Source organism: Streptomyces sp. NBC_00239 (genome assembly GCF_036194065.1).
Lineage (GTDB): Bacteria > Actinomycetota > Actinomycetes > Streptomycetales > Streptomycetaceae > Streptomyces.
Genome location: NZ_CP108095.1, coordinates 3,106,471 through 3,118,753, shown reverse-complemented (window position 1 = coordinate 3,118,753; position 12,283 = coordinate 3,106,471). Strand labels below are relative to the sequence as shown.

The 12,283-nt window shown below is 73.8% G+C and carries 12 protein-coding genes and 1 pseudogene; 9 read left to right on the top strand and 4 right to left on the bottom strand.

From position 1 onward, the window contains the following. Nucleotides 1–1,037: 1,037 nt before the first annotated feature. Nucleotides 1,038–1,985, bottom strand: a complete 948-nt coding sequence (locus OG764_RS13510; protein ID WP_443055922.1) for a hypothetical protein — start codon at nt 1,983–1,985, stop codon at nt 1,038–1,040. A gap of 78 nt (nt 1,986–2,063) precedes the next feature. Between OG764_RS13510 and dapE the strand changes: the two genes are divergently transcribed. Next, the gene (gene dapE, locus OG764_RS13505) at nt 2,064–3,143 is read left to right on the top strand and encodes a succinyl-diaminopimelate desuccinylase (protein ID WP_328968666.1); all 1,080 of its coding nucleotides are present in this window, start codon (nt 2,064–2,066) and stop codon (nt 3,141–3,143) included. Between the two features lie 65 nt (nt 3,144–3,208). Then, on the top strand, nt 3,209–3,964 hold the full coding sequence (locus tag OG764_RS13500; protein ID WP_328968665.1) for a TIGR00730 family Rossman fold protein: 756 nt from the start codon (nt 3,209–3,211) through the stop codon (nt 3,962–3,964). Between the two features lie 147 nt (nt 3,965–4,111). Here the strand turns inward: OG764_RS13500 and folP are convergent, their stop codons facing one another. Then, nucleotides 4,112–4,972, bottom strand: a complete 861-nt coding sequence (gene folP, locus OG764_RS13495) for a dihydropteroate synthase (RefSeq protein WP_328968664.1) — start codon at nt 4,970–4,972, stop codon at nt 4,112–4,114. A 126-nt stretch (nt 4,973–5,098) separates the two neighbouring features. Here folP and OG764_RS13490 point away from each other — a divergent pair. After that, a pseudogene (locus OG764_RS13490) lies at nt 5,099–5,503 on the top strand (DivIVA domain-containing protein); the annotation flags it as partial. A gap of 179 nt (nt 5,504–5,682) precedes the next feature. Next, a complete protein-coding gene (locus OG764_RS13485; protein ID WP_328972993.1) occupies nt 5,683–6,219 on the top strand; it encodes a DNA-3-methyladenine glycosylase I in 537 nt (178 codons plus the stop codon). Between the two features lie 51 nt (nt 6,220–6,270). Here the strand turns inward: OG764_RS13485 and OG764_RS13480 are convergent, their stop codons facing one another. Further along, complete coding sequence (locus tag OG764_RS13480) at nt 6,271–7,071, bottom strand: enoyl-CoA hydratase/isomerase family protein (protein WP_328968663.1); 801 nt, start codon at nt 7,069–7,071, stop codon at nt 6,271–6,273. 331 nt (nt 7,072–7,402) lie between these two features. On the opposite strand from OG764_RS13480, the gene OG764_RS13475 reads away from it, so the two are divergent. After that, complete coding sequence (locus OG764_RS13475) at nt 7,403–7,570, top strand: DUF3117 domain-containing protein (protein ID WP_226735082.1); 168 nt, start codon at nt 7,403–7,405, stop codon at nt 7,568–7,570. A gap of 115 nt (nt 7,571–7,685) precedes the next feature. Here OG764_RS13475 and OG764_RS13470 read toward each other — a convergent pair whose 3' ends face one another. Then, nucleotides 7,686–8,348, bottom strand: coding sequence for an O-methyltransferase (locus OG764_RS13470; protein WP_328968662.1), 663 nt, complete (start codon nt 8,346–8,348; stop codon nt 7,686–7,688). 155 nt (nt 8,349–8,503) lie between these two features. Between OG764_RS13470 and sigE the strand changes: the two genes are divergently transcribed. From sigE to OG764_RS13450, 4 genes are all read left to right on the top strand, one after another. Beyond that, nucleotides 8,504–9,268, top strand: a complete 765-nt coding sequence (sigE, locus tag OG764_RS13465; protein ID WP_328968661.1) for an RNA polymerase sigma factor SigE — start codon at nt 8,504–8,506, stop codon at nt 9,266–9,268. Continuing rightward, nucleotides 9,265–10,026, top strand: coding sequence for an anti-sigma factor family protein (locus OG764_RS13460; RefSeq protein WP_328968660.1), 762 nt, complete (start codon nt 9,265–9,267; stop codon nt 10,024–10,026). Before sigE ends, OG764_RS13460 begins: the two co-directional genes overlap by 4 nt. 176 nt (nt 10,027–10,202) lie before the next feature. Beyond that, a complete protein-coding gene (locus OG764_RS13455) occupies nt 10,203–11,642 on the top strand; it encodes a S1C family serine protease (RefSeq protein ID WP_328968659.1) in 1,440 nt (479 codons plus the stop codon). A gap of 105 nt (nt 11,643–11,747) precedes the next feature. Further along, entirely contained in the window at nt 11,748–12,200 is a 453-nt protein-coding gene (locus OG764_RS13450) for a sec-independent translocase (protein WP_328968658.1), read from the top strand. The last annotated feature ends 83 nt before the right edge of the window (nt 12,201–12,283 follow it).

Genomic DNA, 12,283 nt, shown 5'->3' with positions numbered 1-12,283 from the left:
GTGCGCCCGCCGGTAGGAACCGGTGGGCGGTCTGCGTACGCCATGACAACCGGCTGCGGGGCGGGGGAGGTTGCGGTGCGCCGAGGTAAAGACTCGGTAACGCGTCGCATTATCGGTTTCGCCGACCAGCGCATGAGATGCGCGCCGAGCAGCACTTCTGCGCCCCCACGCCACCACCCCCCACACCGCAACCCCCCCATCCACGCCCCCACCCCGAGTGACCCCCCGCACACCTGTCCACTCCCGCCGAAACGCTTCCCCGCCCCGGGCGCACCCACCACAAACCCGCGCACCCTTCAGCCCCGCCGGCGCCCGAGGGGCAGCGCCCTGCCTCGCGGCAACATCCAGCCCCGCGGGCTTCAACTCCCGGCCTCGGCAGCAACCTCCAGCCCCTCCGGCGCTTGAGGAGCGGGTCCGGGCGGAGCCCGGTAAACCCTGCGGACCTTCAGCCCCTCCGGCGCTTGAGGAGCGGGTCCGGGCAGGGCCCGGCAACCCCGCGCAACCTTCAGCCCCTCCGGCGCTTGAGGAGCGGGTCCGGGCAGGGCCCGGCAACCCCGCGCAACCTCCAGCCCCTCCGGCGTTTGAGGAGCGGGTCCGGGCGGAGCCCGGTGCCCGGCGGAGCCGGGTTGCAGTCTTGGGGCTCCGCCCCAAACCCCGCGCCTCAAACGCCGGCGAGGCTGGAGGTGGCGCCTCAGGGTGCCGGCGGGGCTGGAGCGGGCTCTGCCCAGGCCCGCGCCTCAATCGCCGGCGAGGCTGGGAATTGCGCCCCAGGGCGCCGGCGAGGCTGGGATTGCCCGGAGCTGCGCCTCGAACACCGGCGGGGCTGGGAGTTGCGCTCAAGGGTGCCGGCGGGGGTGGGAGTTGCGCCCCACGGTGCCTGGCGGGGGCGGGGGTTGGGCCCCACGGTGCCTGGCGGGGGCGGGGGTTGGGCCCCACGGTGCCTGGCGGGGGCGGGGGTTGGCCCCCAAGGTGCCTGGCGGGGACGGGGGTTGGGCCCCACGGTGCCTGGCGGGGGCGGGGGTTGGACCCGGGGCGGGTCAGTGGCCGGGGGATGTCGTGAGGGTGAGGCGGGTTCGGGGGGCGTGGGTGGCGCGCCAGCGGCCGCCGTGGTGGCCGGCCCGCCACACCTTGCCGTCGTACGCGACCTCCGACAGGGACAGCCGGGCGGCATTCGCCACCGCCCAGTGCGCCCGCTCCCAGCCCGGCCGCAGCCCGGCCACCGGCACGGTCAGTTCCCGCCCCGCCACCCGCACGCCGCCACCGCCACCGCCGACGGCCGGTACCGCCCGCCCACCCGTACGCCCCCCGGCCTTGAACACCCGCGCCAGCTCCGCCTTGACCCGTCCCGGGTCCCCGGCCTCCTGCGGCGCCGGACCCGTACACGACAGCGAGGCGGGGGCGCGCCCGGTCAGGGCCGCCGCCAGCAGCGCCGCATCCGGCTCGTGCTTGGCGTACGCCTGCGGGAAGGCGCTGAGCTGCACCCGCTGCGCCGCCACCGTCAGCGGCAGCCGCGAGTAGCCGCGGACCTCGGCGAGCCGGTCGTAGAAGATCCCCGCCGCGTACACCGGGTCCCGAACCTGCTCGGGGGTGCCCCAGCCCTGGGAGGGCCGCTGCTGGAACAGCCCCAGCGAGTCCCGGTCCCCGTGGTCGAGGTTGCGCAGTCCCGACTCCTGCATCGCGGTCGCCACCGCGATCGTCACGGCCCGCTCCGGCATCCCCTTCGCCGTGCCGACCGCCGCTATCGTCGCCGCGTTGGCCGCCTGCTCCGAGGACAGGTCGTACGAGGACCCCTCGCCGCTGCCGCCGCCGGCCGCCCGGACCGTGCAGCGGGGCGCGCCGCCACCGCCGTTGGAGTCGTACTGCACCGCGAAATACCCGGCGAGCGCGGCCAGCACGACCAGCGCCCCCGCCATCCGCAGGGGACGGCGTCGGCGTCGGCGTCGTGCGCCGGCTGCAGGTTGGCTGGGATCGGACACGCCGCCCACCGTACTTGAGCCACCCGCCACGTCCACCGGCCGGACGTCGGACGCCGGGCCGAGGTCCGGCGCGTTAGGGTCGTGGCCATGCCCGAATCCGCGCTAGACCTCAGCCTGGACGCCGCGGCGCTGACCGCCCGGCTCGTCGACATGCCGTCCGAGAGCGGCGACGAGAAAGTGATCGCCGACGCCGTCGAACAGGCGCTGCGTGCCCTCCCGCACCTCACCGTCGACCGGCGGGGCAACAACATCGTCGCCCGCACCGACCTGGGCCGCGCCGAGCGCGTGATCCTCGCCGGTCACCTCGACACCGTCCCGATCGCGGACAACGTCCCGTCCCGTCTCGACGAGGACGGCGTGCTGTGGGGCTGCGGCACCACGGACATGAAGTCCGGCGTGGCCGTGCAGCTGCGGATCGCGGCCACCGTCACCGAGCCCAACCGCGACCTCACCTTCGTCTTCTACGACCAGGAGGAGGTCGCCGCGCACCTCAACGGCCTCGGCCACCTCGCCGACGCCCACCCCGAGTGGCTGGCGGGCGACTTCGCGGTGCTGCTGGAGCCCTCCGACGCCCAGGTCGAGGGCGGCTGCCAGGGCACCCTGCGGGTGCTGCTGAAGACCACCGGCGAGCGTGCCCACTCCGCGCGCAGCTGGATGGGCTCCAACGCGATCCACGCGGCCGGCCCGATCCTGGCCCGGCTCGCCGCGTACGAGCCGCGCAAGCCGGTCATCGACGGCCTGGAGTACCACGAGGGCCTCAACGCCGTACGGATCGAGGGCGGCGTCGCCAACAACGTCATCCCCGACGAGTGCACGGTGACGGTCAACTTCCGCTATGCGCCGGATCGGACCGAGCAGGAGGCGCTCGCCCACGTCGAGGAGGTGTTCGCGGACTGCGGCGTCGTCGAGTACATCGTGGACGACCTCTCGGGCGGCGCCCTGCCGGGCCTCTCGCACCCGGCCGCGCAGGCGTTCATGGAGGCCGTCGGCGGCCGCGCGATGCCCAAGTTCGGCTGGACGGACGTGTCCCGCTTCAGCGCGCTGGGCGTACCGGCGGTCAACTACGGCCCGGGCGACGCCCTGCTCGCGCACAAGCGCGACGAGCGCGTGGCCACGAAGGCGATCCTGCACTGCGAGGAACGACTCCGTGCCTGGCTGACCTCCTGAATTACCCTCCTTGTCACCCTTGTGTGCCTACCCTGATCCGAACGATCAGCAGGAGGGAGCACATCATGGGCAACTCCGAGAGCGTGCGGCGCAGGCCCGAGGAGCAGCAGCTCGGGCCGGTGCTGCGGCGGCGGGGCCAGGTCCAGGCGGGCAGTACGACCGATCAGCGTCTGCTCGACTCGGCCGGGCCCTCCGAGTGGGTGCACACCGATCCCTGGCGGGTCCTGCGCATCCAGTCGGAGTTCATCGAGGGCTTCGGCACGCTGGCCGAGCTGCCGCCGGCCATCAGCGTCTTCGGGTCCGCGCGCACGCCGGCCGGTTCGGCCGAGTACGAGGCGGGCGAGCGGATCGGCGGCGCGTTGGTCGACGCGGGCTTCGCGGTGATCACCGGCGGCGGTCCGGGCGCGATGGAGGCCGCGAACAAGGGCGCCCGCGAGGCCAACGGCATCTCGGTCGGCCTCGGCATCGAGCTGCCCTTCGAGCAGGGCCTCAACCAGCACGTCGACCTCGGCCTGAACTTCCGGTACTTCTTCGTCCGCAAGACGATGTTCGTGAAGTACAGCCAGGGCTTCGTGGTCCTGCCGGGCGGCCTCGGCACGCTGGACGAGCTGTTCGAGGCGCTCACCCTGGTCCAGACGCAGAAGATCACCCGCTTCCCGATCGTGCTGTTCGGCACGGCGTACTGGAGCGGGCTGATCGACTGGCTGAAGAACACGGTCGTGGCCCAGGGCAAGGCCTCGGAGCGCGACCTGTTCCTGTTCCACGTCACGGACGACGTGGACGAGGCGATCGCCCTGGTCACCAAGGAAGTCGGCAAGTAGCAGCCGGCACCCGCAGGCACCCCCCCGCCGCGACCCGGCCCGGACCGGGCCGCGGCGGGCGGGCGGGCGCCGGGGCAGGCCGGACCGCGGCGGCGACTGCCGGGAGGCCGGCGGGCCAGGACGGGCCGCGGCGGGTGGGCCGGGGGTTCAGGCCAGGCCGCGGCGGGCGACCGCCGGCGGGCGGTGGCCCTGGATCGACGCCACCATGTCGAGGATCTGGCGGGTCTCCGCCACCTCGTGCACCCGGTAGACCCGGGCGCCCAGCCAGGCGGAGACCGCCGTCGTCGCCAGGGTGCCCAGCAGCCGCTCCTTGACCGGCTTGTCGAGCGTCTCGCCGACGAAGTCCTTGTTGGACAGCGACACCAGCACCGGCCAGCCGGTGTCGGCCATCTCGCCGAGCCGGCGGGTTGCCTCCAGCGAATGGCGGGTGTTCTTCCCGAAGTCGTGGCCCGGGTCGATGAGGATCGCGTCCCGGCGCACGCCGAGGCCGGCGGCCCGCTCGGCCAGCCCGACCGTGACCCGCAGGATGTCCGCCATCACGTCCTCGTACGCGGTCCGGTGCGGCCGGGTACGCGGCTCCACCCCGCCCGCGTGCGTGCACACCAGGCCCGCGTCGTAGCGGGCCGCGACCTCCGCGAGCCGAGGGTCCACCCCGCCCCAGGCGTCGTTCAGCAGGTCGGCGCCCGCCTCGCAGACCGCCTCGCCCACCTCGTGGCGCCAGGTGTCCACGCTGATCACCACGTCGGGGTGGCGGCGCCGCACCTCGGCGACGAAGCCGACCGTACGACGTGCCTCCTCGGCGGCGTCGACCTCCTCGCCCGGCCCCGCCTTGACCCCGCCGATGTCGATGATCGCGGCGCCCTCGGCGACCGCCTGCTCGACCCGGTCCAGGGCGGGTTCGTCGCGGAACGTCGCGCCCTGGTCGTAGAACGAGTCCGGGGTCCGGTTCACGATGGCCATGATCACCGGCTCGTGGGGCCCGAACTCACGCCTGCCCAGCCGCAGCATCCGCTGTTTCCTCCTCTGATCGTTCGTCTGCGACCTTAACGGTCCGTCTCGACGGTCCGCGCTGTCACCGGCGCATGGCACGATCGTGCCGGACAGTCTTCACGGGCTCACGGGAGTTGGTTGATCGTGTTCTGGTTCTTGCTGATCGCGCTGGTCGTGGTGGTCGCCGCGGTCACGCTCGCGGTGGTGGGCGGCGGTGAGGAAGCCGTGCTCCCCGAGGCGGAGCCCGAGCACGTGGCCGACTCGCTGCCCCCGGAGCGGCCCGTCACGCGCGCCGACATGGACGCCCTGCGGCTGCCGGTGGCGCCCCGCGGCTACCGGATGGCCGAGGTGGACGACGTACTCCAGCGGGTCGGCGCGGAACTCGCCGAGCGGGACGCGCGGATCGCGGGGCTGGAGGCGGCCCTCGCTGGCGTGCAGGCCGCGTCCCTGTCCGGCCCGGACCTGTTCAAGCGCCCCGCCGGCCCCGCCGGCCCGGGCGCCGGGCACCCCGGACACCCGCAGGAAGGCCCGTACGGCGGCGCCGGGGACGACTACCGGGACGAGCATCGGGACGGCTACCGGGACGAGCATCGGGACGGCTACCGGGACGACCCCCGGGGCGGGTTCCAGGACGACTTCGCAGACGGCTACCAGGACGGCTCCGAGGGCGGCTTCCAGGGCGAGGGGCCGCGCCGGTGAGCGTCGGGGCCGCGGCCGGGCCGGACGGGATGCTGCGCTGCCCGTGGGCGCTGGCCACCGAGGACTACACCGCCTACCACGACGAGGAGTGGGGCCGGCCCGTCCACGGGGACGACGAGCTCTACGAGCGGCTGTGCCTGGAGGCCTTCCAGTCCGGGCTGTCCTGGCTGACGATCCTGCGCCGCCGCGAGGGCTTCCGGACGGCGTTCGCCGGCTTCCGGATCGCCGCCGTCGCGGAGTTCGGCCCGGCCGACGCCGAGCGGCTGCTCGCCGACCCCGGCATCATCCGCAACCGGCTGAAGATCGAGGCCACCCTGGCCAACGCCCGGGAGCTCGCCGGCTGGTCCCCGGGCGAGCTGGACAAGCTGATCTGGTCGCACGCCCCCGAGCCCGGCACCGCGCCCAGGGTCCTCTCCGAGGTGCCTGCCGTGACCCCGGAGTCCACCGCGCTCGCCAAGGCCCTCAAGAAGGCCGGCATCCGCTTCGTCGGGCCCACCACGGCCTACGCCCTGATGCAGGCCTGCGGCCTCGTCAACGACCACCTGGCCGACTGCTCCGCCCGCTGACCCGCGGGCCCCCGTACGCGGCGGGCGGCCCCGGAGGGCCGCCCGGACGGCTCAGCGGCCCGTGTACTTCGGGCGCTCCTTCGCGAGGAAGGCCGCGACGGCGATCTGGTGGTCCTCGGACGCGCCGGCCCGGGTCTGGAGCTCGTCCTCCTTGTCCAGCGCCTCGGACAGCGAGTGCCCCGCGCCGTACGCCAGGGACTCCTTGAGCGCCGCGTAGGCCACCGTCGGTCCGTCCGCGAGCTTGCGCGCCACGGCGGCGGCCTCGGCGGCGAGGTCGCCGGCCGGCACCACCTTGTGGACGATGCCCAGCTCGTACGCCTCCTGCGCGGTGATCGAGCGGGGGAAGAGCAGCAGGTCGGCGGCCCGGCTCTGGCCGATCAGCCGGGGCAGGGTCCACGAGACGCCGGAGTCGGCGGTGAGCCCCACGCCGGCGAAGGCGGTGGTGAACGACGAGGTGTCGGCGACCACCCGGTAGTCGGCGGCCAGCGCGAAACCGAAGCCGGCTCCCGCGGCGGCACCGTTCACCCCGGCCACGACCGGCTTGGGCATCTCGGTGATCGCCCGCACGATCGGGTTGTAGTGCTCGCCGACCGTGCTCAGCGCGTTCCCGGAGCCGGATTCGCGGGCCGCGGCGAGGCTGCCGACGTGCTCCTTGAGGTCCTGGCCCACGCAGAACGCGCGGCCGGTCGCGGTCAGCAGCACGGCGCGCACCGCCGGGTCCCCGGCGGCCGACCGCAGGGCCTCCCGCAGCGCCACCTTCGCGTCCGTGTTCAGCGCGTTCATCGCGTCCGGGCGGTTGAGCGTGATCGTGGCGAGCCCGTCGGTCACTTCGTAGAGCACGGTGTCGGCCATGGCAGGTGTCCCCTCCGTCGCGGACGCGGCCAGCGATCGGTACTGGCCGGTACAAAGGCCAGCATGGCGGACCGGGCGGGGCCCCGACATGTGACATGCGTCAAAGAATCGGTCCGTCGGGCTCCGGCTGCGGCGGCGCAGTATCGCAGGCGGATCGCCGAAATGAGTGGTTTTGGCCAAGCGCGTTGCGCAAGCGTTCCCAGCCGATGTTGGTCATCGGGTCCTGACATGCGGGATAATGGCCTGGAAGCAATGTGTTCGATGCCGGGTTCCAGGCGCCTCAATGGGGCCGTCGGCTGACGATGAACTGGTTTCAGGAAGGGGAACGAGCATGGCGGCCATGAAGCCGCGGACGGGCGACGGCCCGCTCGAGGTCACCAAGGAGGGGCGGGGCATCGTCATGCGCGTGCCGCTCGAAGGCGGCGGTCGTCTCGTCGTCGAGCTGACCCCGGACGAGGCCGGTGCCCTCGCCGACGCTCTCAAGAACGTCGTCGGCTGAGCACCCGCACACCGACTTTTCCACGATGCCCCGGCCGCCTCTGGCGGCCGGGGCATCGTCGTGTCCAGTGCCGGGCGGCTTCAGTGCCCGGTTCCCGGGGCAGCCGGGTCGGGGCTCACCGGCGCACCGCGCACAGCAGGCCGTCACCCACCGGGAGCAGCGCCGACTGGAGCGCCGGGCTCTCGCGCACCGTGCGCAGCAGCTCCCGCACCCGCAGCACCTCCACCGGCTGCGCGGCCGAGTCCACGGTGCGGCCGTCCGAGAAGACGCCCTCGAAACACACCAGGCCGCCGGGCCGCAGCAGGCGCAACGATTCAGCGAGGTAGTCGAGGGACTCGGTCGGGTCGCCGTCGCAGAACACCAGGTCGTATCCGCCGTCCGCGAGCCGCGGCAGGACGTCGAGCGCCCGGCCGGGGATGAAGCGGGCCCGGTTCCCGGCGAAGCCGGCCGCGCGGAAGGCCTGGCGGGCGAAAGCCTGCCGGTCGGGCTCGGGATCCACGGTGGTCAGTACCCCGTCCGGCCGCATCCCGTGCAGCAGGTGGATGCCGGAGACGCCGGTGCCGGTGCCGATCTCGGCGACCGCCTTGGCGTCGGCGGCGGCGGCGAGCAGGCGCAGCGCGGCCCCGGCGCCGGGGGACACCGGGCGCAGGCCCGCTTCCCTCGCCCGGTCGCGGGCCCACCGCAGAGCGTCGTCCTCGGCGACAAACGCGTCGGCGAACGCCCAGCTCGTCTGCCGGTTGCCGGTAATGACCCTCTCCTGTCCCCATAGTTGGCGCAACGGTGACTGTATCCGTTGGCTGCGGGAACCCGCAGATGGGACCGGGCGTTGTGAGGGGGAGAGGGGCCGATCGGGACCGCCGGGATCGGACGACCGCCCTCCTTATGCAAAGTTAACGCAAAGATACTTATCCGGAGCTGACGGACGGGGTGGCTATGGTAGGGGCTCCACTGGACACCACCAGAGCCGATAGGGGAGGTGCGGCTGCGCCTGTGGATCGTGGGGGCGTGATCAGACGCCTCTTCAGGTCGGCGGGTGAGCCGAAATCCGTGACTGACATTGCTGACCGTTTCCACACCACCGCCACCGCAACCACCGCGACCTTTGCCGCAGATGCGGGTCAGCAGGCGTGGACGCCTCCCTCATGGGAGGACATCGTCAGTACGCACAGTGCGCGGGTCTACCGTCTGGCCTATCGCCTCACGGGCAATCAGCACGACGCCGAGGACCTCACGCAGGAGGTCTTCGTCCGGGTGTTCCGCTCGCTGTCCACGTACACGCCCGGCACCTTCGAGGGCTGGCTGCACCGGATCACCACCAACCTCTTCCTCGACATGGTCCGCCGCAAGCAGCGGATCCGCTTCGACGCCCTCGCGGACGACGCGGCCGAGCGGCTGCCCAGCCGTGAGCCCTCGCCCCAGCAGGTGCTCCACGACACCCACTTCGACGCCGACGTCCAGCAGGCGCTGGACACCCTGGCGCCCGAGTTCCGTGCCGCGGTCGTGCTCTGCGACATCGAGGGCCTGTCCTACGAGGAGATCGCCGCGACGCTCGGCGTGAAGCTGGGCACCGTGCGCAGCCGTATCCACCGAGGCCGCTCGCATCTGCGCAAGGCGCTCAAGCACCGGTCCCCCGAGGCCCGGGCCGAGCAGCGTGCGCTGGCAGGGGTGGCCGTGGGGGGAGAGGGCGGAGCGGAGTGAGCGGAGTCAGTCCGTCTGCTGCGGAACACCACCTGGGCGACCGGCTCGCCGCCCTGGTGGACGGGGAACTGGGCCATGACGCGCGGGAGCGGGTGCTGGCGCACCTGGCCACCTGTGCCCGGTGCAAGGCCGAGGCCGATGCCCAGCGCCGGTTGAAGACCCTCTTCGTCGAGTCGGCCCCGCCGCCGCCCTCGGAAGGGCTGCTCGCCCGTCTGCAGGGCCTGCCGGGTGGCGATCCGTCCGGCCGCGACCCCGGCTTTGGCAGCGGCGTGTTCGCCGTCGGCGGCCCCGATAGCTTCGGGTACGTACCGCCGCAGCCCGAAGCGCCCGAGCAGGGCTTCCGGATACACGAGGTGGGCCGCCCGGCCCACGCCCATGCCCGCGGCCGGCGGTTCGCCTTCGCGGCGGCGGGCGCCGTCTCGCTGGCCGCCATCGCCCTCGGCGGCGCGCTGCCGCTGGAGTCCGCCCTGGACCCCAACGCGCGTGGCGAGGGCGGCACCGCCGTGACCCCGGCGACCCGTACCGGCACCGGCTCGGGCTCCGGCGTGCTCTCCGTGAACGAGGCGGGACGGCTGTCGGCCCCGGTCGGCCCGGCGCCGACCGGCCGCATCCCGCACGGTTCGGCGGTCGGGCCGGTGGCCCGGCCGCAGGGCCCCCACCCGGTGCAGCTGCCGCCCGTCACCACTCCGGTGTCGGGACTGCTGAAGGACGCCGTGAAGGCGGTGCCCAAGGTGCCGGCAGGTTCGCTGCCGCGCTGAGTCCCGTACCCGGCCCGCGCCCCGCACCCCCCTCCGCGTCCACCGTGGGGAGGGGCGCGGGGCGCGGGTGCGTACGGCCCGTGGCCGCCTCGTACTGCCGGTGTGGCGGGCGACCTGGTTGAATCCTCGGCGAGGGCGCCCGGTGGGGCGCGCGAGGAACCCCCGGGGGAGTGCACATGAACGACGGCCGTCCGACCGATGCGGCGTCCGTACCCGGGCCCCGCGCCGAGCCGGCGCCGCAGTGGTGGAGCCGCCCGGGCGCGCCCGCGCAGTCGCCCGCCGGTCCTTCCTCCGGTCCCGCCGCCGGGCCCGCTTCCGAACCTGTCGAGCCCTCCGAGCCCTCCGAGCCCGCCGGGCCGGCCGGTCCGAGCTGGTGGAGCAAGCCCCCACTCCCCGTGCCGGCCGCGCCCGCCCCGGTGGCGGCCGCGGCCGGCACCCGCTACGACCCCTGGGCCGCCCCGCTGCACCTCGTCGACGCCCACGCGGCCCGCCGCAGGCCCCGGGCCGGCCTGATCGCCGGCGCGGTCCTCCTCGCCCTGTGCACCGGCGCAGTGGGCGGCGGCCTCGGCGTCTACCTGGAACGCACCGGCAGCACCACCCTCGAACTCGCCGCACCGGACACCGACGACGCCCGCGGCCGCGCCCCGCAGGGCGTGGCCGGCATCGCCGCCCGCGCCCTGCCCGGCGTGGTCACCCTGCACGTCGAGGGCGGCTCGGGCAGCGGCACCGGCACCGGCTTCGTCCTCGACGGCAAGGGCCACATCCTCACCAACAACCACGTCGTGGACAACGCGGCGAAGGCCGGCCGGATAACCGTCTCCTTCAGCGGCGGCGAGACCGCGAGCGCCAGGATCGTCGGCCGGGACGCCGGCTACGACCTCGCCGTCGTCAAGGTCGAGGGCGTCAGGGGCCTGCGTCCGCTGCCGCTGGGCAACTCCGACGGCGTCCGCGTCGGCGACCCGGTGGTCGCGATCGGCGCCCCCTTCGAGCTGTCCAACACGGTCACCGCCGGCATCATCAGCGCCAAGGAGCGCCCCATCACCGCCGGCGGCAAGGCCGAGGACGGCAGCGACATCAGCTACGTCGACGCCCTCCAGACCGACGCGCCCATCAACCCCGGCAACTCCGGCGGCCCGCTCCTGGACGCCCGCGGCCGGGTGATCGGCATCAACAGCGCCATCCGCTCCGCCGACGACGGCTCCGGCGACGAGGAGGAGGGCGCCGGCCGCCAGTCCGGCAGCATCGGCCTCGGCTTCGCCATCCCGATCAACCAGGGCCGCCGGGTGGCTCAGGAACTCATCGACAGCGGCCGCGCCACCCACCCCGTGATCGGCGTCACCCTCGACATGGACTACACCGGCGACGGCGCCCGCGTCGGCACCGCGACGGGCGCCGGCGGCAAGCCGCCGGTCACCCCGGGGGGACCCGCGGCCAAGGCGGGCATCCGCCCCGGCGACGTCATCACCAAGGTGGACGGCACCCGGGTGCACGCCCCCGAGGAGCTCATCATCAAGATCCGCGCCCAGCGTCCCGGCGATCCGCTGGCCCTGACCGTGGTCCGCGGCGGCCGCGAGCGCACGGTGAAGCTCGTACTCGGCTCGGCCAACGGATCATGACTCCCGGGTGAATCCCGTGCCGGGCCACCCGGAAGGTACCGACCTCCGACAGGCGCCGGGTACCTTTGTCGGGGCCTGCACTGACGGAACCGGGGAGCGGCAAAGGTGTTCAATGACATAGGCGCACTGGAGCTGGTGACGCTCGTCGTCCTCGCCGTGCTCATCTTCGGCCCGGACAAGCTGCCCAAGGTGATCCAGGACGTGACCCGGTTCATCCGCAAGGTCCGGGAGTTCTCGGACAGCGCCAAGCACGACATCCGCTCCGAACTCGGCCCGGAGTTCAAGGACTTCGAGTTCGAGGACCTGAACCCGAAGACGTTCCTCCGCAAGCAGCTCACCGAGAACGAGGATCTCAAGGAGATCCGCAGCAGTCTCGACCTGCGCAAGGAGATGAACGACGTCGCCGACGCCGTCAACGGCACCGAGCCCGCCGACGCCCCGAAGCCGGTCGGCTCCGCCGGGAGCGCCCAGGCCGCCGCGGGCGCCCCGGACCTCGTGAAGAAGGCCGCCCGGCCGGCCGTCGACGAGCGCGTCCGCTTCGACATCGACGCCACCTGAATTCCGCACCTTCCGGGCATGCCGGGGTGAGATGGCTATCCTCCATCTGTCCGGATCCAGGACGCCCGAGGGGGGCGGGCCAC

Excerpts from the sequence above, each read along its gene's own strand:
- dapE (WP_328968666.1), top strand. The coding sequence starts at position 2,064 with ATGCCCGAATCCGCGCTAGACCTCAGCCTGGACGCCGCGGCGCTGACC.
- OG764_RS13500 (WP_328968665.1), top strand. The coding sequence starts at position 3,209 with ATGGGCAACTCCGAGAGCGTGCGGCGCAGGCCCGAGGAGCAGCAGCTC.
- folP (WP_328968664.1), bottom strand. The coding sequence starts at position 4,972 with ATGCTGCGGCTGGGCAGGCGTGAGTTCGGGCCCCACGAGCCGGTGATC.
- OG764_RS13485 (WP_328972993.1), top strand. The coding sequence starts at position 5,683 with ATGCTGCGCTGCCCGTGGGCGCTGGCCACCGAGGACTACACCGCCTAC.
- OG764_RS13480 (WP_328968663.1), bottom strand. The coding sequence starts at position 7,071 with ATGGCCGACACCGTGCTCTACGAAGTGACCGACGGGCTCGCCACGATC.
- OG764_RS13475 (WP_226735082.1), top strand. The coding sequence starts at position 7,403 with ATGGCGGCCATGAAGCCGCGGACGGGCGACGGCCCGCTCGAGGTCACC.
- sigE (WP_328968661.1), top strand. The coding sequence starts at position 8,504 with ATGGTAGGGGCTCCACTGGACACCACCAGAGCCGATAGGGGAGGTGCG.
- OG764_RS13455 (WP_328968659.1), top strand. The coding sequence starts at position 10,203 with ATGAACGACGGCCGTCCGACCGATGCGGCGTCCGTACCCGGGCCCCGC.